Source organism: Rugamonas sp. DEMB1 (assembly GCF_029834475.1).
Lineage (GTDB): Bacteria > Pseudomonadota > Gammaproteobacteria > Burkholderiales > Burkholderiaceae_D > Rugamonas > Rugamonas rubra.
This window is the reverse complement of sequence record NZ_CP122407.1, coordinates 6,486,931-6,509,971: the sequence shown is the minus strand read 5'-3', so window position 1 is coordinate 6,509,971 and position 23,041 is coordinate 6,486,931. Positions and strand designations below refer to the sequence as shown.

Here is a 23,041-nt window from a genome sequence, read left to right as displayed (position 1 = left end):
CCAGCGCCAGGGTCAGACCCTGAGGGTCTGACCCTCGGTTTGCCGTCGGGCTCCGCCGGCCCAGCCAACGCCCCGCCGGGGAAACCCGCAATTAGTCAGCAAGCGCCCCGCCGGCGCCATCGGCCAAGCTGATTAGCCCCCTTGCCGGCGTTTTTGTATAAAATGTCGGCATCTATCATTTTTTACCCTGAGGCAGCCATGAGCGACGTACAAACCTGGATCAAAGAAACCGTGACGAGCACGCCTGTCGTGTTGTTCATGAAGGGCACCGCCCAGTTCCCGCAGTGCGGCTTTTCCGGCCGTGCCATCCAGATCCTGAAAGCCTGCGGCGTCGAGAACATCGCCACCGTCAACGTGCTGGACGACGCCGAAGTGCGCCAGGGCATCAAGGAATACTCGAACTGGCCAACCATTCCCCAGCTCTACATCAAGGGCGAGTTCATCGGCGGTTCGGACATCATGAACGAAATGTTCGAGTCCGGCGAGCTGAAGGCCCTGCTGGATGCCTGATCGGCCCAGGCGGATCGTTCTCGCCATCACCGGCGCCACCGGCGCCGTGTATGGCGTGCGTCTGCTGCAACATCTGCAACACCATGCCGGCGTCGAGACGCATTTGATCGTCTCCGACGCCGCGCTCCTCACCCTGCACCAGGAAACCGGGCTGCAGCGGCGCGATGTCGAAGCCCTGGCCCACGTGGTGCACAAACAGCGCGACGTCGGCGCGGCCATCGCCAGCGGCTCCTTCCAGTCGGCCGGCATGATCGTCGCCCCCTGCTCGATGAAAACCCTGGCCTCGGTGGCCCACGGCCTGTCCGACAACCTGATCGCCCGCGCCGCCGACGTGGTGCTCAAGGAGCGCCGCCGGCTGGTGTTGATGGTGCGCGAAACGCCGTTCAACCTGGCGCACCTGCGCAATATGACGGCCGTCACCGAGATGGGCGGCATCATTTTCCCGCCCTTGCCGAGCTTCTACCACAATCCCAAGAGTATCGAAGAGATGGTCGACCACACCGTTGCGCGGGTGCTGGACCTGTTTGACATACAACATGCATTGGCGCCGCGCTGGGGCGGCATGAAGGAAGGCAGCGTCGCGCCGGCGACGGACGACGACACCGGCGACGCCTAACATTACACGGCGTAGCGGCTACTCATCATCAGTGTGACGAAGAACTGCGCGGCGCGCTGGCGCCAAAGTGGACGGGGTAAAGCAGGCAGCGCCGTAGGCCGCAAGGGCGCGGCGGACGGTGGTTCAGCCCGGCGGTACTGGCCCGCCGGCTGGTGCAGCAACCCAGGGCCGTTTCCGCGGCCTGGAACTAGCGTTTCTCGAACTGGATTCCACTCGCCAACTTCAAATCCCTGGCTTCCTCGACCATGCGGCGGTGCGCGATGCGCTTGCGCATCACTTCCGCGTGCTGGGCGGCGGTCATCGGTGGAACGGTCATCAAATCTTTTAGCTGCGCTACATTGCTGTAATTACTTTTCATAAGACGGCTCAAATGTTGGCTCCGTAGTGAATGCTGCACTGTCGCAAAAACTCATGTGATTATGAGCCACTATTCGAATGCACGCTGCTTCCGCGATCATTCTTGCCCAAAAGAATTACCATCCAGACCAAGCTTCCCTATTGTGCACTAGTTTCGTGTCGAAATCGTGACAATTCGCAAACGTGGCGGTCTGCACAAGGCGCCTGCGGCGGCCGGCGGGGCAAAGTGGTATGGTCGTTCGCACGCAGTAAAAACAGACTATTTCCAGGCGGAAAGCCAGCAAACATCAGGGCTGGCGCGGACATGCCCGGCCCGGCGCAACCGAACAAAAACCGGTAGCGGTCTTATCCGGAAGGCAGTTCTGCGGCGGCGCGGCGGATTACCAAAAAGACAAATAAGATGCCGTATGGCGACACTAAAAAGCTACTTTTGGTAGTTTACACGCACCAGCATGCGGATAAATTCACGGGCGATTTGCCGGTGGTGCTCGTCGAGGCGCTGCAAATCGGCGATCAGCTTGACGTCGGCCGACTCGAAGCGGGCCAGCGCGGCGGAATTATCGCCGGTCGGCGCGACCGCGTCCGGGCCGCCGAAGCGCAGCCACTCGGCCGGCACGCCCAGCCATTGCGCGATCATGCGCAGCTTCTCTTGGGTCGGAATAGCCTCGCCTACCAGCCATTTGCGGGCGGCGTGGACGGTGATCGGGCGGCCGTCGAAGCGAATATTGAATTCGCGCGCCAGGCGGGTCGGGCTGTCGGGGGAGTAGTGGGCGTTCTTGAGCGCCTGCTGCAGGCGCTGGCTGAAGCTTTCGCGTTCATTAGAAGAATTCATAGTTGCACTATTTCATGTTGCGACATGAAAGTCAGTCTCTTGGCTGGCTGCTGGGAATGCAACAAAACCGGCTGTTAAATTGAACAAGTATCGCTCCCTGCCGGCACGGGAGGCCGTGGCGGCGACCGAATAATATTTCGTGCATTGCCTCAAAACAGGGCAAACACCATGTTCGGCCATGCCCGGGAGGCTTGTCGATACAATAACACCTTGCACGCCTCAGCGGGCCGGAATTTCAGCGGAATCCGGCCCTTTGACCACACTCGCTTGCAATTTGCTACGCTGGCTCGCCCAGGCGGAAGCGTATGATGCCGTCCGGCCCCATTTCGCGTCGCACGATACCGTCGTGCCACAGCTTGTGCAGGTGGGCCAGCGCCTCGCCGAGGGCGAAACTGAGCTGGTGGGCGTCCAGCGCGCGCTTGAACATCAGCGGCACGATGTCGGCCGCCGACTGCCATTGCCGGCAGGCTTGCACCACCTCGGCCAGGCGCTCGACGTGGTGCGCGCGCAACTGGGCGATGCGGGTGTGCAGGCCACGGAAGGGCCGGCCGTGCGAGGGCAGCACCAGCACGTCGTCCGGCAGTCCGGCGAACTTGCCCAGCGAGTCGAGGTACAGGGTCAGCGGGTTGGCCTCCGGCTCGATGGCGAACACCGAGACGTTGGTGGAGATGCGCGGCAGCACCATGTCGCCGGAGATCAACACGTTCAGCGCGGCGCAGTACAGCGCGGCGTGCTCGGGGGCGTGGCCGAAGCCGGTGACGACCCGCCATTCATGGTCACCAATGACAACCGACTCTCCGTCCTGGATGCGGGTGTAGGCGGCCGGCACGGCCGGCACCAGCGAGGGGTAGTAGTTTTTGCGGCTTTGCATCTTTTCCAGCATGTCCGGGTCGGCCAGGCCGTGGCGGCGGAAATGCGGCAGCGCCGCCGCGTTGTCGACCCCGGGCAGGGCCGCCGCCATCATGCGGGCGAAGGCGTATTCGCCGGTGGTGGCCCACAGCGGCGCCTGCCAGCGGCGGCACAGCCAGTCGGCCAGGCCGATGTGGTCCGGGTGGCAATGGGTGGCCAGCACGCGGCGCAGCGGCAGGCCGTCCATGCCGCCGGCGAACACCGCCTCCCAGGCGGCGCGCGTGGCGTCGCTGGCCACGCCGCAGTCGACCGCGCACCAGCCGGCGCCGGCGCCGACCTCCGCATCCGCGTCCGCGTCCGCGCCGGGGCCGGGGCCGGCCACGCCGAGGCCGGCGAACTCGTCGCGCAATAACCACAGATTGATGTGGTCCAGCGCGAACGGCAGCGGCATGCGCAGCCAGCGCAGGCCGGGCACGATCTCCAGCACCGCGCCGGTGGCCGGCAACTGCTCGCCGAGGGGGTAGGAAAGCTGGGCTTCGAGTGGATTCATTTTTTATCTTTCACGCGCTACAATGCGATTGACGTTGACGTAAACGGAAGTTCCCGCCCATTGTAGGCCGCTTCGCGCCGCCGCGTCCCCTCCTCACTTTATACCGCCAGCCCACACAATGCCGACCTATACCATTACCGAACTGTCCCGCGAATTCGACATCACGGCGCGCGCGATCCGCTTCTACGAGGACCAGGGTCTGCTCAGCCCCTCGCGCGAGGGCGCGGGCGGGCGCAACCGCGTCTACACGCCGCGCGACCGCACCCGCCTCAAGCTGACCCTGCGCGGCAAGCGCCTCGGCCTGTCGCTGTCGGAGATCAAGAGCCTGGTCGACATGTACGAGTCGCCCAAGGACACCAGCGCGCAGATGAACCGCTTCCTCGGCGTGCTGGCGCAGCACCGCGAAACGCTGGAACAGCAGCGCGAGGACATCGAAATGTCGCTCAGCGAGATCACCGCCCACGAGGACGAGTGCCGCCGCCTGCTGGCCGCCATCGCCGACGGCAAGGGCGAACCGGCCGCCGCCGACTGAGCCGCCACGCCGTCATCACATCTTCGCGAATCTTCGCTTTACCGCGCGCCGCTTTACGTTTACGTTTAACGTCACACCGGCGTATCATTGACGCTTCAACTAAAACCACAACACGAGGATGACATGCTCCATCTCCCAGGCCTGACCTTTGACCACGGCGAAGACATCGCCGCCCTGCGTGAAGCGGTGCAACAGTTCGCCGCCGCCGAGATCGCCCCGCGCGCCGCCGAGATCGACCGCAGCGACCAGTTCCCGATGGACCTGTGGCGCAAGATGGGCGAGCTGGGCGTGCTCGGCGTCACCGTCGGCGAGGAGTACGGCGGCGCCAACATGGGCTACCTGGCCCACATCGTGGCGATGGAGGAGATCTCGCGCGCCTCGGCCTCGGTCGGCCTGTCCTACGGCGCCCACTCGAACCTGTGCGTCAACCAGATCAAGCGCAACGGCAGCGAAGAGCAAAAACGCAAATACCTGCCGAAGCTCATTTCCGGCGAGCACATCGGCGCGCTCGCCATGTCCGAGCCGAACGCCGGCTCCGACGTGGTCAGCATGAAGCTGCGCGCCGACCTGAAGGGCGACCGCTGGGTGCTCAACGGCACCAAGATGTGGATCACCAACGGCCCCGACGCCGACGTGCTGGTGGTCTACGCCAAGAGCGACCTGGCGGCCGGCGCCAAGGGCATGACCGCCTTCCTGATCGAGAAGAGCTTCCCCGGCTTCTCGGTGGCGCAAAAGCTCGACAAGCTGGGCATGCGCGGCTCGCACACCGGCGAGCTGGTGTTCGAAAACTGCGAGGTGCCGCTGGAAAACGTGCTGGGCGGCGAGGGCAAGGGCGTCAACGTGCTGATGTCCGGCCTCGACTTCGAGCGCACCGTGCTGTCCGGCGGCCCGCTGGGCATCATGCAGGCCTGCATGGACGCGGTGGTGCCGTATATCCACGATCGCCAGCAATTCGGCCAGCCCATCGGCGAATTCCAGCTGATGCAGGGTAAGATTGCGGACATGTACTCGACCATGATGGCGTGCAAGGCATATGTGTACGCCGTCGGTCAGGCTTGCGACCGGGCCAAAACCCCGGAAGCGGTCCGCCAGCTGCGCAAGGACGCGGCGGGAGCCATTTTGTATAGCGCGGAAAAAGCGACCTGGATGGCCGGCGAGGCGATCCAGACGCTGGGCGGCAACGGCTACATCAACGAGTATCCGGTCGGCCGCCTGTGGCGCGACGCCAAGTTGTACGAAATCGGCGCCGGCACCAGCGAAATCCGCCGCATGCTGATCGGTCGCGAACTGTTCGCGGAAACCAAGTAGGCAGGGCGCGCGCATTAGCTGGACTACTATTGCCGGCGATTTTATTAGACCAGCTAATGCACCCTAGCGCCCCCAGCGAGACGGACCCATGACCCAAGCCGCTTTTCCCAAACTGCTGAGCTCGCAGATCGCCTTCGACATCGCCCGCACCATCCGCGACGGCTTCGACAAGCACTACCGCCTGTTCCGCGACACCAGCCGCCAGGCCAAGATCCACTTCGAGCAGGGCGACTGGGCCACCGCCCAGCAGGCCGCGCGCGAGCGCATCGGCTTCTACGACCAGCGCGTGCAGGAATGCGTGCATTTGCTGGAGGACGAGTACGACCACTCCGAGCTGACCGACGAGGTGTGGCGCGAGCTCAAGCTGCACTTCATCGGCATGCTGTCCGACCACAAGCAGCCCGAGCTGGCCGAGACCTTCTTCAACTCGGTCTGCTGCAACATCCTGCACCGCACCTATTTCCACAACGACTTCATCTTCGTGCGCCCGGTGGTCTCCACCGAGTACATCGAGACCGAGGAGCTGGCGCCGACCTACCGCGTCTACTACCCCGGCACCGACGGCCTGCGCTTCACGCTCAAGCGCATCATCACCAACTTCCAGCTCGACGCCGCCTTCGCCAACCTGGACCGCGACGTCGAGCAGGTCGAGACGCGGCTGCGGCAGATCTTCGGCAGCAACAAGATCGAGCCGAACCACCAGATCCAGGTGCTGTCGAGCCTGTTCTACCGCAACAAGGGCGCCTACATCGTCGGCAAGGGCATCAACGGCAACAAGGAATACCCCTTCGTCGTGCCGATCCTGCACAACCGCAACGCCGAGCTGATCCTCGACACCGTGCTGTTCGACCAGGAGCAGATCACCGTGCTGTTCTCCTTCACCCGCGCCTACTTCCTGGTCGACATGGAGGTGCCCTCGGCCTATGTGCAGTTCCTGCGCAGCCTGCTGCCGCGCAAGCCGCGCAGCGAGATCTACACCATCCTCGGCCTGCAGAAGCAGGGCAAGACGCTGTTCTACCGCGACTACCTGCAACACCTGAAGCACTCGTCCGACCAGTTCGAGATCGCCCCCGGCATCCGCGGCCTGGTGATGCTGGTGTTCGCCCTGCCCTCCTTCCCCTACGTGTTCAAGGTGATCAAGGACTTCTTCCCGGCGCCCAAGGAGACCACCCGCGCGCTGATCAAGGAAAAATACCTGCTGGTGAAGAACCACGACCGCGTCGGCCGCATGGCCGACACGCTGGAGTATTCCAACGTGGCCTTCCCGCGGCACCGCTTCACCGAGGGCCCTGATCGCCGAGCTGAAGCACTTCGCCCCCTCGCTGGTGGAGGAGGACGGCGAGCAGCTGATCATCAAGCACCTGTACATCGAGCGGCGCATGGTGCCGCTCAACATCTGGCTGTCGAACGCCGAGAAGGAGGGCGACGACCTGCAGATCGAGCACGGCGTGCTGGAGTACGGCAACGCCATCAAGGAGCTGGTGGCGGCCAACATCTTCCCCGGCGACATGCTGTACAAGAACTTCGGCGTGACCCGCCACCAGCGCGTGGTGTTCTACGACTACGACGAGATCGAGTACATCACCGACTGCGTCTTCCGCGACATCCCCGAGGCGCGCACCGACGAGGAGGAGATGTCGGCCGAGCCCTGGTATCCGATCGGCAAGCACGACGTCTTCCCCGAGCAGTTCGGCCGCTTCCTGCTGGGCAACGCCAAGATCCGCCGCTACTTCATGAAGTACCACGCCGACCTGCTGACCCGGGCGTGGTGGCAGGCGCGCAAGCAGCGCATCGCCGACGGCTATGTCGAGGACGTCTTCCCGTATCCGCAGAACATACGTTTCAGCAACCAGCACCAACCCACACCCACGGCGACGGTGACGCCGCCACCCTTCATGGAGACTCTTGAAAATGAATGATCCTATCGTAATCGTCGGTGCCGCGCGCACCCCAATGGGCGCCTTCCAGGGCGACTTTTCCAACGTCAACGCCAGCGACCTGGGCGCGGTGGCCATCAAGGCCGCCGTCGAGCGCGCCGGCGTCAAGCCCGAGGCGGTCGAGCACGTCTACTTCGGCAACTGCCTGATGGCCGGCCAGGGCCAGGCCCCGGCGCGCCAGGCCGCGCTGAAGGCCGGCCTGCCGACCTCGGCCGCCGCCGTCACCCTGTCCAAGATGTGCGGCTCGGCCATGCAGGCCACCATCTTCGCCCACGACGCCCTGAAGGCCGGCAGCGCCGACCTGATCGTCGCCGGCGGCATGGAGTCGATGACCAACGCGCCCTACCTGGTGCCGAAGGCGCGCGGCGGCTACCGCATCGGCCACGGCATGATCTACGACCACATGATGCTCGACGGCCTGGAGGACGCCTACAGCAAGGACGAGAAGGGCAACGGCCGCTCGATGGGCACCTTCGCCGAGGAATGCGTCAGCACCTACAAGTTCACGCGCGAAGCGCAGGACGCCTTCGCCATCGCCTCGGTGCAACGCGCCCAGGCGGCGGCGGCCGACGGCAGCTTCGCCTGGGAGATCGCGCCGGTGACCGTCTCCGGTCGTGGCGGCGACACCGTCATCGACAAGGACGAGGGCCCGCTGAAGGCCAAGATCGAGAAGATCCCCTCGCTGCGCGCCGCCTTCAAGAAGGACGGCACCATCACCGCCGCCTCCTCCTCGTCGATCAACGACGGCGCCGCCGCGCTGGTGCTGATGCGCGCCTCCAGCGCCAAGGAGCAGGGCCTGACCGTGCTGGCCACCATCGTCGGCCACGCCACCCACGCCCAGGCGCCCAACCTGTTCACCACCGCCCCGGTCGGCGCCATGCAAAAGCTGTTCGCCAAGACCGGCTGGAGCAGCGCCAGCGTCGACCTGTTCGAGGTCAACGAAGCCTTCGCCGCCGTGCCGATGGCCGCCATGCACGACCTCGACATCCCGCACAGCAAGATCAACATCCACGGCGGCGCCTGCGCCCTGGGCCACCCGATCGGCGCCTCCGGCGCGCGCATCATCGTCACCCTGATCGGCGCGCTGCGCAAGACCGGCGGCAAGCGCGGCGTGGCGGCGCTGTGCATCGGCGGCGGCGAAGCGACGGCCGTGGCGATCGAACTGGCCTGAGCGCCCAATCCAGGGTCAGACCCTAGGGTCTGACCCTATGGCCCGCCCCGTCAAAACCCCGGGGTCAGTGCCGACATTCGGACACGGGCTCAGGCAGAAGACCAGTCCGGCAAGCGGTATTTGTCCGATTGTCGGCACTGACCCCGACTGCTGAGCGTGCTTGCTGGAACACTGAATCGGGCGGCATTTTGGGGATAGGGGCTTGCCCGATCCCGCCCGACTTTTCACTTGGAGGTGACAATATGCCCACCGCACTGATCATCGGCGCCTCGCGCGGCATCGGCCGCGAGCTGGCGCGGCAATACCTGGCCGACGGCTGGCGCGTCATCGCCACCGCGCGCACCACCCCGGACTGCGACGCGCTCGCCGCGCTGGGCACGGAAAGCCACCTGCTCGACGTCACCAACCTGGAGTCCTGCGCCGGCCTCGGCTGGAAGCTCGAGGGCGAGCAGCTGCAGGTGGTGTTCCTCAACGCCGGCGTCTACGGCCCGCGCGACGACGGCTTCCCCCTGCAGACCGACTTCGACAACGTGATGCACACCAACGTGCTGGCGGCGATGCGCCTGCTGCCCATCATCGCGACTATGGTCTGCGCGGCGCGCGGCAAGCTGGCCGTGCTGTCCTCGCACATGGGCTCGCTCAGCGAGCGCGGCAACGCCAGCGGCTCGCTGTACCGCGCCAGCAAGGCGGCGCTGAACTCGGTGCTGATCGACACCGCCCTGACCTTCGGCAACAAGGGCGCCACCTGCGTCGCCTTCCACCCCGGCTGGGTGCGCACCGACATGGGCGGCGCCGAGGCCGACATCTCGGTCGAGGAGAGCGCCAGCGGCATGCGCGCCACCCTGGCCAAGCTGCCGCACAACGACCACGCGGTGTACCGCAACTACGACGGCCGGGTGATCGGCTGGTAAGGCCGGCCACGCGCCGGCCCACGCAACACCCCAGAACAACGACAACACACTGAGACCCCATGATACTGAGCGACGAACACAATATGATCCGCGACGCCCTGCGCACCTTTGCCCAGGAGCGCCTGGCGCCCAACGCGGCGCGCTGGGACAAGGAGCACTACTTCCCCAAACAGGAGTTGAAGGAGCTGGCGGCGCTGGGCGCCTTCGGCGTGGCGGTGCCCGAGGCGCTGGGCGGCGCCGGCCTCGACTACGTCTCGCTGGCCCTGGTGCTCGAGGAGATCGCCGCCGGCGACGGCGGCACCTCGACCATCATCTCGGTCAACAACTGCCCGGTGTGCAGCATCGCCATGATGTACGCCAACGACGCGCAGAAGGAGCAATGGCTGCGTCCGCTGGCCCAGGGCGACATGCTGGGCGCCTTCTGCCTGACCGAGCCGCACACCGGCAGCGACGCCTCGGCGCTGCGCACCACCGCCGTGCGCGAGGGCGACGAGTACGTGCTCAACGGCGTCAAGCAGTTCATCACCAGCGGCAAGTACGCCGACGTCGCCATCGTCATGGCGGTGACCGACAAGGCGGCCGGCAAGAAGGGCATCAGCGCCTTCTGGGTGCCGACCTCGGCGCCCGGCTACATCGTCGCCGGTCTGGAGCAGAAGATGGGCCAGCACTCCTCGGACACGGCGCAGATCCTGTTCGAGAACTGCCGCGTCCCGGCCGGGAACCTGATCGGCGAGGAGGGCCAGGGCTACAAGATCGCCCTGTCCGGCCTGGAGGGCGGCCGCATCGGCATCGCCTCGCAGGCGGTCGGCATGGCGCGCGCCGCCTACGAGGCCGCGCTGCACTACGCGCGCGAACGCGAGAGCTTCGGCAAGGCCATCTTCGAGCACCAGGCGGTGCAGTTCCGCCTGGCCGACATGGCCACCCAGATCGAGGCGGCGCGCCAGCTGATCCGCCACGCCGCCTCGATGAAGGACGCCGGCCTGCCCTGCCTGAAGGAGGCGGCGATGGCCAAGCTGTTCGCCTCGGAGATGGCCGAGCGGGTCTGCTCGGACGCGATCCAGGTGCACGGCGGCTACGGCTACGTGTCCGACTTCCCGGTCGAACGCATCTACCGCGACGTGCGCGTCTGCCAGATCTACGAGGGCACCAGCGACATCCAAAAAATCCTCATCGCCCGCGCCTTGTAACGCACGACACCAGCGACATACGGACGAAAAAAAAGACAGGAAACCCTGTCTTTTTTTGGCTAGAGACTAGCTTATTTTGCTGCTGCGGCTGGCGCGCCTGCTGGTGCTGGTGCCGCTGGTGCTGCCGGCGTCGCCGCTGGTGTTGCTGCGGTGGTCACCTTGGCCGCTTCGTTCGGTTCGGTTTTGGCCTTGGCCGCCTTGTGATGCGACTTCTTGACCTTGGCTACTTTCGCCTCTGGCTTGGCCGCTTCGCCGCCGGCTTTCACTTCGCCGGTGCTGGCCGCTTGCTTGGCCTCGGCCTTGACCACTGCCTTGGTTTCGCCCTTCACTGCGGCCTTGCTTTCCTTGGTCGCCGACTGGGCGGCGACCGGCGCGCTGCTGGCGGCGGTGGCGCTGGCGACTGGCGCCGGAGCTTGTGCGAAAGCGGCGCTGGCGAACAGGGTGGCGATCAGGCTGGCGATGATTTTGCTCATGATATAAATCCTTTACATTGTTTTCGGTGTGGTGGGAACAATTCCCGTTTTAGTCTTTGTTACTGCGTCTTGCGTGTTCTTGCTGCTCAATCCGGTCAGGCTTATTTGCTCACAGGCGCGGCTTTCGCTGGTTCCGTCGTCGCTACCTTGGCGGCTTCGGTGTGCGGCTTGGTTTTGCCGTCGTCCTTGTGGGGTTCTTTGCTTTTCTCTGCCTTGGCTTCGGTCTTGGCTTCGGCTTTCACCTCGGTCTTGGCGGCGGTCTTGGCTTCGCCTTTGACTTCGGTTTTCGCTTCGGTTTTGACGACGTCCTTGCTGTCTTTCACTTCGGCTTTGACCGCGACGGGCGCGCTCTTGGCGGCGACGGTGGCGGTGCTGGCGGCAGGCGCTTGAGCGAATGCGGCGGTAGCGAACAGGGCGGCGATCAGGGAAGCGATGATTTTGTGCATGATGTAATCCTTATCTGGTTTTTCGGCGCCGGGACAATTCCCGTATCACTGAGCAGAAAACGGCGGCCGCCACGGTTGAGTTGACGGCTATTACATACGCTTACCGAGTCTTACATCCGCTTACAACTGGGCGGGATGCAGACAAACACACGGACTAAAAGTAGAAAAAGAGAGGGGAAGGAAAACGCGGACGAAAAAAAAGCCCACTTTCGCGGGCTTTGTTCCAATGTATTACCAATAGTTTAATCGTGTGCCGGATGCCAGTGCTATCTGCAAAGTGCCTCCAGAGTCTCGGGCGCCCATGCTATCTGCGTGGTGCCCCCAACGTGTAAATCGACCATCGTATTCGGAATTACAAATCCAAGCTTTTGTCGCCATGCACAAACCAAACTTACACAACCCGGTTTGTGGCGCATGCCTTGGATAGTGGGACTGTCTGCATGCAAACCTCACCACAGAACGTAGTGTATCACAGATATTTGTGCAGCGCACAAATTATTTACATCCACTTTTGCCGGCGCTACAGCACCGCCGGCTCCAGCAGGGTCAAGCTCTGCTGCTCGGTGTCGAAGCGGGCCTGCAGGCCGAGCGGCAAGGTGAACTGGTCGCGGATGTGGCCGAAGGAGTAGCCGGTGGCCGACGGCAGCTTGAGCGGCAGCAGGTGCTGGTCCAACGTCTGCTCCAGGCTCAGCGACACCTCGTCGGCGGGCGGCGCGCATTTTTCGAACACGCCCAACATCATCGCCGCCGCGTGCTCGAAACCCTCGCTCAATTGCAGCTGGGTCATCATGCGGTCGATGCGGTAGGGCTCCTCGCTCACGTCCTCCAAGAACACGATGGCCTGGCGGAAATCGGCGGCGTAGGGCGTGCCGGCCAGCGCGGCGACCATGCTCAGGTTGCCGCCCATCAGGCGGCCGCTGGCCTGGCCGGCGTGCACGGTGCGCAGAGCGTACTGCGGCGCCGCCACGGCGCGGGCGCGGTTCTCCTGCGCCATGGGGATGGTGTAGTGGGCCTGCGGCGCCATCAGCAGGTTCTGCAGATGGTTGCGGGTGTAGTCGGAGAACGGCGTCGACAGCACCGGGCCGTGGAAGCTGACCAGGCCGGCGCGCCGCTGCAGCGCCAGGTGCAGCGCGGTGACGTCGGAAAAGCCCAGCAGGATCTTGGGATTGCTGCGGATCAGCTTGTAGTTCAGGTGGGACAACAGGGCGATGCAGCCGGAGCCGCCGCGTATCGCCCACACGGCCTTGACCTCGGGGTCGAGGAACATGGCGTGCAAGTCGGCGACGCGGTGTTCGACGCTGCCGCCGTAGTTGCCGTAGACCTCGCCCAGGTGGGCGCCCAGCTTGGCGCGCAGGCCCAGCGCCTGCAAATTCTGCACAGCCTGTTCGAGGGCCGCCGGATTCGACGGCCCGGCCGGCGCGACGATGCCGACCAGGTCGCCGCTGTGCAGCCTGGTCGGCTTGAGCAGGTGTTGTTTCATGGCTTTGCCTCCCCGGGTGGTGCGCGCGCCGGCCAGCGCCGTGGCCGGCTGGGCCGCCGCCACGGCGGCGCCGGCCAGCAGGGCGCCGAAGCGGCGCCGGCTCAGTGGTGCTGGATCGGACATCACTGCCTTTCTGTTGGTTCAACACGCCGTCAAGCGGACGTGGCCGTTGCTGATAAAAAAACGGCGCCGCAATCGCGGCGCCGTCCGGTTCCCGCTTAGAGGAACTTGTACTTGAACAGCAGCGTCAACTGGCGGCCGCGCGCGTCGGCGACGCGCGGGTCCCAACCGGCGCCAACCACCTCGTCGACGTTGTGCGCGGTGAACGGCGGGTCGGTGTTGAGCAGGTTCTTGATGCCGACGGTGAAGGTGGCGTTCTTGATGCCGCCGTAGGTGGCCGACACGTCGTACGTGGTGTAGCTGCTGACGTCGGCCTTGAAGCCGGCCGGCGGCGTGCCCTTGCCACCGTTGGGCAGCTGGTCCTTGTAGCCGGAGCTGTAGTTCTGCGTCAACAGGCCGCTCCAGTCGCCGCGCGCCACGCCCAGGCTGGCGTTGTGCTTCCAGCGCAGGTAGATGTCGCGGGTGTAGAAGTTGCCCACCAGTTCCTTGTACTGCTGGCCCTGGATCTCGGCGAACTTGAAGCTCTTGGTCCAAGTGCCGTCCAGCGCGGCGTTCCATTTGTAGCCGGACAGCAGCCCTCGCCGCGCAGGCCGAGGTCGGCGCCACGGGTGCGCAGGCCGGCGGCGTTGATCCAACCGGCCTGGATGTAGTTGATGGTGTTGTCCGGGTTGCGGATGATGTTGGCGGACAACGCGGCGGCGTTGGCCAGCACCACCTGCGGCGTGCGGTTCAGGATGCGGTCCTGCACGTTGATGGCCCAGAAGTCGAGCGAGGCGGAGTAGCCCTTGACCGGCTCGATCACCATGCCCAGCGTGCCCTGCTTGGAGGTCTCCGGACGCAGGCTGCTGTTGCCGCCGGTCAGGTAGGGCTGGCGCGCGATGGCGCAGAAGGCCGGGTCGCCCGGATGGGTCGGGCAGAAGATCGGGTCGATGATGCCGTTCGGCAGTTCCTGCGACAGCTGGGCCGAATACAACTGGGTGAAGCTGGGCGCCAGGAAACCCTTGTTGGCCGAGCCGCGGAACAGCAGCGTGCTGGCCGGCTGGTAGCGGAAGGCCACCTTGGGGTTGGTGGTGGCGCCGAACACGCTGTAGTGGTCGCGGCGCAGCGCCAGTTGCAGTTCCAGGTCCTTGGTCACCGGCACCAGCAGCTCGGTGAAGATGGCGCGCACGTCGCGGCTGGTGTTGCTCAGCGCGGCGTTGCCCGGCGCCAGCAGGACCTGCGTGGCGTCGACGTTCTGGCCGAAGTCGTAGCCCTCGCGGCGCAGGTCGAAGCCGGCGGCGATGGCCAGCGCGCCGGCCGGCAACTGCAGCAGCTCGCCGGAGACGGTGCCGTCGAGCTGGGTCAGGGTGGTTTTGCCGTGCTGGAAGTCGCCACGGAACTTGGTCGACTCGATCAGGCTGTTCGCCTCGGCGGTCTGGCTTTGGCCCGGCGCCAGCCACGGGTTGATGACGCCGCTGGCCAGCGCCGAATAGATCTTGCTGGTGTAGCCATAGCCGTCGGTCAGCGCGGTCTTGGTCTGGCTCTCGGCGCGCGACAGGCCGGCCTTGTAGTCCCACTTGCCGAGGAAGGTGCCCTCGGCGGCGATCAGCAGGCGCGCGCTGTCGGTGACGTTCTCCTGGGTGCGGTCGCCCCACTCGGTGGCGCGCCACTTGTAGATGATGGGCTTGGTCTTGTCGAAGCTGGGGATGAAGGCCGACAGGTCCTGGTAGTAGGCGCCGCCGACCGGGTAGGCGTTCTTGTTGGCCAGGCTGGTTTGGATCTGCACCGGCGTCAGGATCGCCGTCGCCTTGGTGCGCGAGTACATGCCCTCGAACACCAGCTTGTGGTCGGCGTTCAGTTGCAGCGCACCGCGCGCGATGGTGTTCAGGCGCTCGACCGGGAAGCTGATGGCGTAGTCGGCGCCGTAGTCGTAGGCGCAGGAATACTTGCTGCGCAGCGGGGAGGTGACGTCCTTCCACAGACCGGTCTGGTACTGCGACATGCCGGACACGCTGTCGCACTTTCCTTGCAGGCTGAGCTGGTTGGCCTGCAGGTAGGTGCTGCTGTCGCCGGGCACCTGGAAGCCGGTGCCCAGCGCCGTGCCGGCGCCGCTCAGCTGAGTGGCGAAGGGCGTGCCGGTGGTGTCCGGCGACAGGCCGCGCGCCGGCTGGAAGCCGTTGACGAACTTGCGGTCGGACGAGCTGAGCTTGTCGTCCTTGTCGTAGGTCACGCTGGCCATGATGTTGTAGCCGTCGTCGGCCAGCTTGCCCTTGCCGGCCAGCAGGGAGAGGCGGCGGGTCTGGCCGCCGCCCTGTTGGGTGACGTTGGTCGAGGCGCTGGCCTCGACGCCGTCGTAGTTCTCGCGCAGGATGAAGTTCATCACGCCGCCGACGGCGTCGGTGCCGTAGATGGCCGAGGCGCCGTCCTTGAGGATCTCGACGCGGGCGATGGCGCCCAGCGGAATCGAGTTCAGGTCGACCGCCTTGCCGCTGGCGCCGTGGGTGGCGATGCGGCGGCCGTTGAGCAGCACCAGCGTCGAGTTCGGTCCCAGCCCGCGCAACGAGGCGAAGGAGGCGCCGCCGCTGACGCGGTCGGCGTCGGCGCCGAAGACGTTGTTGCCGGAGGTCATGTTGTCGGCGCCGGTGCCGTTGGCCGACAGGGTGCGCACCAGTTGCTCGGTGCTGGTGATGCCGGATTTTTCGATGGTGTCGAAGCTCACCACCTGGATCGGCAGCGCGCCTTCCTTGGCGATGCGCTTGATGCTACTGCCGGTGATTTCGATCCGCTGGATGGGCGCCGCGTCCTGCGCCATGGCGTCGTTGGCGAACGGTGCGACCGCACCGATCAGCGCAAGCATGTGCGCCAGTTTCTTGACCTTCAAAGTGGTTCTCCCTAAATGTGCCTGCACCGAATGCGCTTGTTTCCGCGCTTGTTTCCGCTCTTTTTTACCGACTTGTTGACCGGCGATGGCGGCAAAATCCACGCCTTGCCTAGATCATTGCTTTATTACTAGCAAATCAGAGTAGCGCCATGCAAACCCGGCCAGCCAATGAAATGTTCTAAGGCAACCATAACCTTTTGGAATGGTCGCGCCGTCCGTCAGGGTGTTATCTTAGCGGATCGTTGGCGTTCGGAAATATTGATGTCGAGGTAACGCCACGCGGTGAACTCGACTGGATGGCGTTTGTAGTTTTTTAACCACGGTTGGCGGATGTCGGCCGAGATCGGATGGGTCAGCAGCACCCACGGCGCGTAGGCGTGCAGCAACTGCGCCATCTCGCGGTAGAGGCGGGCGCGCTCGGCCGAGTCGGGCAGCTGGCGGGCCTGCTCGTAGCGCTGGTTGAAGGCCGGCAGGTTGAAGCGGGCGTAGTTGGCGCGGCCGCTGTTGGCGCCGTACAGCAGCTGGTAGAAGTTGTCGCCGTCGGGGAAGTCGGCGATCCAGTTGGTTTCGAACATCATCACCTTGCCCAGGCGCGAGGCCTTGATGACCTCGGTTTTCTTGTCGCTCTTGAAGGTTACGCGCAGGCCGATGGCGTTCAGGCTCTTGCGCCAGAACTCGTCGCGCAGCCGGCCCACGGTGGACGGCTCGGAGTGCATCAGCAGGGTCAGCGGCTTGCCGTCGGGCAGGCTGCGGAAGCCGTCCTTGCCCAGGCGGTAGCCGAAGCGCTCCAGCAGCGCGCGCGCCAGCGCCGGGTCGTAGCCCTCGGGCGCGCGGTAGGCCGGGTCGTAGCCCAGCACGTTGGGCGGCAGCGGCGTTTCGGCCGGCAGCGCCAGGCCCTTCTTCAGCAGGGCGATGTCCTCGGCGCTGTTGTAGCCGAGCGCGATGGCGCGGCGCAGCGCCACCTTGTCCTTGCCGTAGCCGCCGATCAGCGGGTCGTCCATGTTCATCCACATGTAGTAGGTCTGCAGCACCGGAAAGGTGGACAGCGCCAGGCCCTGGCGCGCCAGCGCCGGCTTCAGCGCGGGCGCGCCGCCGCCGGGCGCCAGCACCATGTCCTTCAGCGATTCCGGCACCTGCTCCAGGTAGTCGAACTCGCCGTTGAGGAAGCCCAGCATGCGCGACTGGTACTCCTCCATGATTTTCACCTCGACGCGGTCGACCAGCGGCAGGCGGCGCCCCTCCAGGCCGGCGGCCAGCGCGCGGGTCCTGCGGCGCGACGTTGGCGCCGGCGTGGAACACGGTGGGGCGGAAGTCCGGGTTGGCCAGCAGGGTGATCTTGTCGCTGTGTTTCCACGTGCCCATCATGAAGGCGGCGCTGCCGACCGGGTGGTTGCCGGCTTGGCCGGGATAGGCCTCGATCACCTCGCGCGCCACCACGCCGGTGGCCGGGATCGCCAGGTAGAAAAGGAAATTCGGGTCGGGCTTGGTCAGGCGGATGCGCAGGGTGTATTTGTCGACGGCTTGCAGGCCGGCGACGGCGCTGTCGTAGCCGAACTTGTCGGCGGCCAGGGCGCCGTCGCCGACGATTTTTCCTTCGAGCAGGAACAACCAGGGCGACTTCAACGTGGGGTCGTACAGGCGCTTGAGGCTGTAGACGTAGTCCTGCGCCACCACCTCGCGCTTGACGCCCTTGAAGGCCGGGTCGGGCGTGAAATAGATGCCGGGCCGCAGCTCGAAGGTGTAGCTCAGGCCGCCGTCCTCGACCTTGGGCATGGTGCGCAGCGTGTTTTCCTGCAACTTGACCGGGCGCGCCAGGTAGTCGTAGCGCAGCAGCGGGTCGAACAGGTTTTCCAGTAGGCTCAGGCTGGCCAGGTCGGAGGCGACGGCGGGGTCCAGGCCCGTCTCGCCGGTGCTGAGGAAGGCGTGCAGCACCTTGGCGGGCGCGGCGGCGGCGGCGGCATCGGCGGCGGCATGGGCAGTGCCGGCCAGCGCCAGCAGCGCGGCCACGGCGGCCACGGCGGCCATGCTTGCCTTGTTACACAGTTTCTTCATATGCGATCCAGTCAATAAGGGCTGCCCAGCGTGATCCGGCCTGTCCACCGGGCGCAGGCTAAGCCCGGCCGGCACGGCGCGCCAATGAAATCAGACCGGCAGCATATAACTTTTTGGCATGTTCCAAGCGCATTCTTTCACTAGGCGAAGGCGGGCTGGCCCTATACTTTCAACATTGCTCAATATGCTTCAGGAAAATTTCGATCTATGTCGCTCAATTACATCTGGTCCGGCTTCTTTCTGGTCGGCTTCGCCGCCGCCTTCGCGCAGTGGATCTTCCTTGGCGACACCGAGATTTTCAAACGCATTATCGACGGCACCTTCGACTCGGCCAAGTCCGGCGTGATGGACATCGCCCTGCCGCTGGCCGGCGTGATGACGCTGTGGCTGGGCATCATGAACATCGGCGAGAAGGCCGGCGTGGTCGACCTGCTGGCGCGCGTCATCGCCCCCTTCTTCTCGCGCATCTTCCCCGACGTGCCGAAGAACCACCCGGCCACCGGCCACATGGTGATGAACTTCTCGGCCAACCTGCTCGGCCTGGACAACGCCGCCACCCCCTTCGGCCTGAAGGCGATGGAAAGCCTGCAAACCCTCAACCCCAACAAGGACGAGGCCAGCAACGCGCAGATCATGTTCCTGGTGCTGCACACCTCCGGCCTGACCCTGATCCCGCTGGCCATCATGGCGCAGCGCTCCATCCTCGGAGCCGCCGACCCGTCGGACATCTTCATCCCCTGCATGATCGCCACCTATGTCGCCACCCTGGTCGGCATCATCGCCGTGTCGATCCGCCAGCGCATCAACCTGCTCAACCGCGTCGTGCTGAGCTGGCTGGGCGGCATGACCGCCGCCATCGCCGGCATGATCTTCTACTTCACCCAGTATTTGAGCAAGGAGGAGATCGAGCTGGTCTCCAAGGTGGTCAGCAACCTGGTGCTGATGCTGGTCATCGCCACCTTCATCATCGGCGCGCTGCGCCGCAAGGTCAACGTCTACGAGGCCTTCATCGAGGGCGCCAAGGGCGGCATCCAAACCTCGCTGACGGTGATCCCCTACCTGGTCGGCATGCTGGTGGCGATCAGCGTGATCCGCAACGCCGGCGTGTTCGGCTTCGTCGTCGAGGGCTTCAACTGGTTCTTCTCCCTGCTCGGCATCAACACCGACTTCGTGCCGGCGCTGCCGACCGCCATGATGAAGCCGCTCAGCGGCAGCGGCTCGAAGGCGATGATGATCGACGCCATGAAAACCTACGGCGTCGACTCCTTCGTCGGCCGCCTCGCCTGCGTGTTCCAGGGCTCGGCCGACACCACCTTCTACATCGTCGCCCTGTACTTCGGCTCGGTCGGCATCCGTAAGACGCGCTACGCCATCTCCTGCGGCCTGATCGCCGACTTCGCCGGCGTGGTGGCGGCCATCTTCGTCGCCTACCTGTTCTTCCATTGATACCGTGAGCACGCCCATGATTCGTCGCCTCCTGTCGCCCACCCTGCTGGCCGGCCTGCTGGCCGCCGCCGGCGCCGCCCACGCCATCTTGCCCGAGCCGATCGCGCAGATGCTGCAGGCCGCCAACATCCCGCAGGACGCCGTCGGCGTCGTCGTGCTGCGCGGCCCGCGCACCCTGCTGTGGCACGGCGGCGAGCGCAGCATGCAGCCGGCCTCGACCATGAAGGTGCTGACCACCATGGCCGCGCTGGAGCAGCTCGGCCCCGTCTTCCGCGGCCGCACCGAGCTGCGCAGCGAAGCCGAACTGGTCAAGGGCGTGCTGCAGGGCGACCTGTACCTGCGCGGCGGCGCCGACAGCGACTTCAACGAGGACGCGCTGTACCACATGCTGCAAGCGCTGCGCAACCAGGGCATCCGCAAGATCAAGGGCGACATCGTGCTCGACCGCCAGCTGTTCCAGCCGGCCCGGCTCGACGCCGAACTGCCGGCCTTCGACGAGTATCCCTACGCCTACTACAACGTGGTGCCGGACGCGCTGCTGGTCAACACCAACCTGCTCAAGCTCGACATGGAGGCCAGCGGCAACAGCATGAAACTGGTGTTGATGCCCGAGCTGGACAAGGTCAGCGTGGCCTCCGAGCTCAAGCTGATCGACGCCCCCTGCGCCAATTGGGAGGCCGGCTGGAAAGCGCCCGAGGTCGAGCGACACGGCGGCAAGCTGAAGGTGGTTCTGCGCGGCACCTTTCCCAAGGATTGCAGCAAATCGACCAGCATCAACGTGCTCGACCGCCACGACTACCTGGAGCGGCTGCTGCGCACCACCTGGCGCCGGCTGGGCGGCAGCCTGGGCGGCGAGGTGCGCGAGGCCGGCGCCGACCAGGCCACCCCGGCCGGCGCCCGCCTGCTGAGCGCGCACCAGTCGCGCACCCTGGCCGAGGTGCTGCGCGACACCAACAAGCAGTCCGACAACACGCTGGCCCACACCCTCTTCCTCAGCCTGGGCAGCCTGGAGGCGGACGCCGCGCTCGGCAGCAAGCCCCTGCCGCCCGAGCCGTCCGGCCAGACCACGGCGGCGCGCGCCAACCTGGCGGTGCGCAACTGGATGAGCGAGCGCGGCATCGACCAACAAGGCCTGGTGCTGGAGAACGGTTCCGGCCTGTCGCGCGTCGAGCGGATCCGGCCGGCCCAGCTGGCCGCCGTGTTGCAGGCGGCGCAGCGCAGCCTGTGGGCGCCCGAGTTCGCCGCCAGCCTGCCCATCGCCGCGCTCGACGGCACCATGCGCAAGCGCCTGAAGGACAGCCCGGCGGCGTTGCGCGCCCGCCTGAAGACCGGCAGCCTGAGCGGCGTGGCGGCGCTGGCCGGCTTCGTGCCCGACGCCGCCAACCAGCAATGCGTGGTGGTGGCCATGATCAACGACGCCCACACCGCCAACGGCGCCGGCCGCGCCGTGCTCGACGCCCTGGTCGACTGGGTCGCGCGCAGCGACGCCAACACCCTGCCCTGACAGCGCAGCAAAGGGCAGGGTCAGATACCGTCTTGATTTGCAAGCCCTTTCGATAGATAGTTTGCGTCGAAGGGTTTGCCGGTGTGGATGACCCCGTAGATGAGGTGCGTCAGCTTGTGCATGACCGCGCCGATCACGGCCTTCTTCGCCATGCCGGTTGCCAGCAGTCGCTCGGCAAATTGGGCCAGTATCGGGTTGTGTCGGCGCGCGACCAGGCTGGGCATGTAGAGTGCCGCGCGCAGCGCGGTACTGCCCGTTCTGCTGATCATGGTTCGCCCTCGCACCGAGGTTCCCGAACTGCGCTGCTTCGGCGTCACGCCAAGAAACGCCGCGAACGCCTTCGCGCTCTCGAAGCGCCGAATGTCGCCCAGGTGGCCTAGAATCCTCGCCACCGTGGTCGCACCGACACCGGGGATGCTGGCGATGAGGTCGGCGTCGTGCTTGAGGCCGGGGTGGCGGTCGATATGGTCGTCGATCTCGTCCTCCAGCTTCGCGATCTCGGCGCTCAGCCAGGCGATGTGCCCCCTCACATGCTCGGCCACCTCGTCCATTCCCGTGACGGTGTGGGCCTCGAGCCGGTTCTCCTCCTGTTGGCGGATGTCCTTCAGGGCCTGCACGCGCATCGACCAGGCGCGCAACTGGCGCTGCTCGATCGGTGGCGGCGTCCAGGGCGCCGGAGCCATCGCGACGCAGTATCGGGCGATGAGCCCGGCGTCGACCGCGTCGTTTTTGTTGCGGATATTCTCGCTGTACCCGAACCCCTTGATGCACGCCGGATTGACCACGCTGACACGCAAACCGGCCGCGTGCAGGGCCAGCGCCACCGGCTCGTAGTAGACGCCGGTCGCCTCCATGCAAACGTGCAGCTCGGCCATCGGAGCCTTCGACTTGCCCAACCATTCCAACAAAGCCCGATGTCCCGAAGCGGAGTTGTCGACCACCTTCGACTTCGTCTTGCCGTTGACCAGCAACGCCACGTCGAGCTTCTTCTTACTCACATCAATGCCTACAACAGCGTGTACCGTATCCATTTTTGACCTCTCTCGTATGCGGGCTTACGCGCCATGGCGATGGCCCAAGATACCGTTCGGACTTGTAAAATGAAACGGGCGAAGGCACCTATCTGACCCACGTGCTCAATGGCACTCGTGCCGATCAATGTCACTTCGCCCGGCCGCTTCAACGCCATCATTATCCAACGCCGTTGCGGTACGTTCAATATACGAGTGCCGACATTAGGACACGAGCTCAACAGCATCGCAGGATATTGCTGGGCAAGTGCACTCAAATGACGAATGGTTGAGGCCGTGTCCGAATGTCGGCACTGACCCCGGTTTGCGTATTGCGCGGCCTCTAGCTAACATGGCCCCCATGACACTCATAGAACGATTCGCCTTCATTTTCCTGCCGGTTGTTGCCGCTTTTTGTGGGCTGTGGCTCGGCGAACATCAAGCCGGGCCGCTGCCCGTTCGCGACCTTCTTGCCGCCGTCGCCATGGCCGCCGTTACCGCATTGGCGCTTTGGCGTGTCGGCCGCGCCTTGGCGGTGAGTGCGGCTATTGGTGTTGTCCTGATCTTCGGCACAACGTGGACAATTGGTGCACGCGAGGCCACGCAAGCCTTCAATGCATGCGTTCAAAACGGCGAGCAGGTGCGTGTGGCGCTGGCGGACTACCGTTCGAAACAAGGACGCTATCCGGCCACGCTTGCCGGACTTGCCGTGCCGGTGCCGGGTGCGCTACGCTTGCCGCCGCACGTGCTGCGCTACAAGCGCGGCAGCACCGGCTACGCGCTGTGGTTCGCCGATTGGCTGGTTCAACATGAGGCTGATGAGTCCCATGCATTCGGTGTCCACAAGTAGGCGCCTCGGTTGCTTGCTACTCATCGCGGGAGCAAGCGTC

The 23,041-nt window shown here is 65.2% G+C and carries 20 protein-coding genes and 2 pseudogenes; 11 read left to right on the top strand and 11 right to left on the bottom strand.

Features of this window, described 5'->3' with window-relative positions; translation table 11 throughout:
* Nucleotides 1–198 precede the first annotated feature (198 nt).
* Both grxD and QC826_RS30045 read left to right on the top strand, forming a co-directional pair.
* Entirely contained in the window at nucleotides 199–510 is a 312-nt protein-coding gene (gene grxD, locus QC826_RS30050) for a Grx4 family monothiol glutaredoxin (protein WP_099414314.1), read from the top strand.
* Entirely contained in the window at nucleotides 503–1,126 is a 624-nt protein-coding gene (locus tag QC826_RS30045; protein ID WP_099414313.1) for a UbiX family flavin prenyltransferase, read from the top strand. Before grxD ends, QC826_RS30045 begins: the two co-directional genes overlap by 8 nt.
* 187 nt (nucleotides 1,127–1,313) lie before the next feature.
* On the opposite strand, the gene QC826_RS30040 is transcribed toward QC826_RS30045, so the two are convergent.
* The 3 genes from QC826_RS30040 to QC826_RS30030 form a co-directional block, all read right to left on the bottom strand.
* Nucleotides 1,314–1,484: a hypothetical protein gene (locus QC826_RS30040; RefSeq protein WP_174900588.1), complete on the bottom strand. Its 171-nt coding sequence runs from the start codon at nucleotides 1,482–1,484 to the stop codon at nucleotides 1,314–1,316.
* A gap of 423 nt (nucleotides 1,485–1,907) precedes the next feature.
* Nucleotides 1,908–2,315, bottom strand: coding sequence for a hypothetical protein (locus QC826_RS30035; RefSeq protein ID WP_174900587.1), 408 nt, complete (start codon nucleotides 2,313–2,315; stop codon nucleotides 1,908–1,910).
* Between the two features lie 277 nt (nucleotides 2,316–2,592).
* Nucleotides 2,593–3,714 carry an MBL fold metallo-hydrolase gene (locus QC826_RS30030; RefSeq protein WP_279763679.1) on the bottom strand — a complete coding sequence of 374 codons (1,122 nt, stop codon included), beginning with the start codon at nucleotides 3,712–3,714 and terminating at the stop codon, nucleotides 2,593–2,595.
* Nucleotides 3,715–3,832: 118 nt separating this feature from the next.
* Here QC826_RS30030 and QC826_RS30025 point away from each other — a divergent pair, with 118 nt between their 5' ends.
* From QC826_RS30025 to QC826_RS30000, 6 genes and pseudogenes are all read left to right on the top strand, one after another.
* Nucleotides 3,833–4,246, top strand: a complete 414-nt coding sequence (locus QC826_RS30025; protein WP_279763678.1) for a MerR family transcriptional regulator — start codon at nucleotides 3,833–3,835, stop codon at nucleotides 4,244–4,246.
* Between the two features lie 123 nt (nucleotides 4,247–4,369).
* Nucleotides 4,370–5,554: an isovaleryl-CoA dehydrogenase gene (locus QC826_RS30020; RefSeq protein ID WP_099414311.1), complete on the top strand. Its 1,185-nt coding sequence runs from the start codon at nucleotides 4,370–4,372 to the stop codon at nucleotides 5,552–5,554.
* A gap of 88 nt (nucleotides 5,555–5,642) precedes the next feature.
* Nucleotides 5,643–7,473: pseudogene (aceK, locus tag QC826_RS30015) on the top strand (bifunctional isocitrate dehydrogenase kinase/phosphatase).
* Nucleotides 7,466–8,662 carry an acetyl-CoA C-acyltransferase gene (locus QC826_RS30010; protein WP_093389255.1) on the top strand — a complete coding sequence of 399 codons (1,197 nt, stop codon included), beginning with the start codon at nucleotides 7,466–7,468 and terminating at the stop codon, nucleotides 8,660–8,662. The pseudogene aceK and the gene QC826_RS30010 overlap by 8 nt, the downstream one beginning before the upstream one ends.
* Before the next feature lie 242 nt (nucleotides 8,663–8,904).
* Complete coding sequence (locus QC826_RS30005) at nucleotides 8,905–9,573, top strand: SDR family oxidoreductase (protein ID WP_279763676.1); 669 nt, start codon at nucleotides 8,905–8,907, stop codon at nucleotides 9,571–9,573.
* A 59-nt stretch (nucleotides 9,574–9,632) separates the two neighbouring features.
* A complete protein-coding gene (locus tag QC826_RS30000; RefSeq protein ID WP_279763675.1) occupies nucleotides 9,633–10,760 on the top strand; it encodes an acyl-CoA dehydrogenase family protein in 1,128 nt (375 codons plus the stop codon).
* Nucleotides 10,761–10,831: 71 nt separating this feature from the next.
* Here QC826_RS30000 and QC826_RS29995 read toward each other — a convergent pair whose 3' ends face one another.
* From QC826_RS29995 to QC826_RS31465, 7 genes and pseudogenes are all read right to left on the bottom strand, one after another.
* On the bottom strand, nucleotides 10,832–11,233 hold the full coding sequence (locus tag QC826_RS29995; protein WP_279763674.1) for a hypothetical protein: 402 nt from the start codon (nucleotides 11,231–11,233) through the stop codon (nucleotides 10,832–10,834).
* Between the two features lie 101 nt (nucleotides 11,234–11,334).
* On the bottom strand, nucleotides 11,335–11,679 hold the full coding sequence (locus tag QC826_RS29990; RefSeq protein WP_279763673.1) for a hypothetical protein: 345 nt from the start codon (nucleotides 11,677–11,679) through the stop codon (nucleotides 11,335–11,337).
* A 520-nt stretch (nucleotides 11,680–12,199) separates the two neighbouring features.
* Nucleotides 12,200–13,282, bottom strand: coding sequence for an LD-carboxypeptidase (locus tag QC826_RS29985; protein WP_093389249.1), 1,083 nt, complete (start codon nucleotides 13,280–13,282; stop codon nucleotides 12,200–12,202).
* Nucleotides 13,283–13,377: 95 nt separating this feature from the next.
* On the bottom strand, nucleotides 13,378–13,758 hold the full coding sequence (locus QC826_RS31475) for a TonB-dependent receptor (RefSeq protein ID WP_313872826.1): 381 nt from the start codon (nucleotides 13,756–13,758) through the stop codon (nucleotides 13,378–13,380).
* Entirely contained in the window at nucleotides 13,668–16,139 is a 2,472-nt protein-coding gene (locus QC826_RS29980) for a TonB-dependent receptor plug domain-containing protein (protein WP_313872825.1), read from the bottom strand. The genes QC826_RS31475 and QC826_RS29980 overlap by 91 nt, the downstream gene beginning before the upstream one ends.
* A 218-nt stretch (nucleotides 16,140–16,357) precedes the next feature.
* Nucleotides 16,358–17,335 (bottom strand): ABC transporter substrate-binding protein, encoded by a 978-nt coding sequence (locus QC826_RS31470; RefSeq protein ID WP_313872904.1) that lies wholly within the window; start codon nucleotides 17,333–17,335, stop codon nucleotides 16,358–16,360.
* Between the two features lie 169 nt (nucleotides 17,336–17,504).
* Nucleotides 17,505–17,912 (bottom strand): annotated as a pseudogene (locus tag QC826_RS31465) (ABC transporter substrate-binding protein); the annotation flags it as partial.
* Between the two features lie 486 nt (nucleotides 17,913–18,398).
* On the opposite strand from QC826_RS31465, the gene QC826_RS29970 reads away from it, so the two are divergent.
* A complete protein-coding gene (locus tag QC826_RS29970) occupies nucleotides 18,399–19,637 on the top strand; it encodes a nucleoside recognition domain-containing protein (RefSeq protein ID WP_279763672.1) in 1,239 nt (412 codons plus the stop codon).
* 16 nt (nucleotides 19,638–19,653) lie between these two features.
* Entirely contained in the window at nucleotides 19,654–21,141 is a 1,488-nt protein-coding gene (dacB, locus tag QC826_RS29965; RefSeq protein WP_279763671.1) for a D-alanyl-D-alanine carboxypeptidase/D-alanyl-D-alanine-endopeptidase, read from the top strand.
* 20 nt (nucleotides 21,142–21,161) lie between these two features.
* On the opposite strand, the gene QC826_RS29960 is transcribed toward dacB, so the two are convergent.
* Complete coding sequence (locus QC826_RS29960; RefSeq protein ID WP_279763670.1) at nucleotides 21,162–22,172, bottom strand: IS110 family transposase; 1,011 nt, start codon at nucleotides 22,170–22,172, stop codon at nucleotides 21,162–21,164.
* Nucleotides 22,173–22,512: 340 nt separating this feature from the next.
* Here QC826_RS29960 and QC826_RS29955 point away from each other — a divergent pair, with 340 nt between their 5' ends.
* Nucleotides 22,513–23,001 carry a hypothetical protein gene (locus QC826_RS29955; protein WP_279763669.1) on the top strand — a complete coding sequence of 163 codons (489 nt, stop codon included), beginning with the start codon at nucleotides 22,513–22,515 and terminating at the stop codon, nucleotides 22,999–23,001.
* The last annotated feature ends 40 nt before the right edge of the window (nucleotides 23,002–23,041 follow it).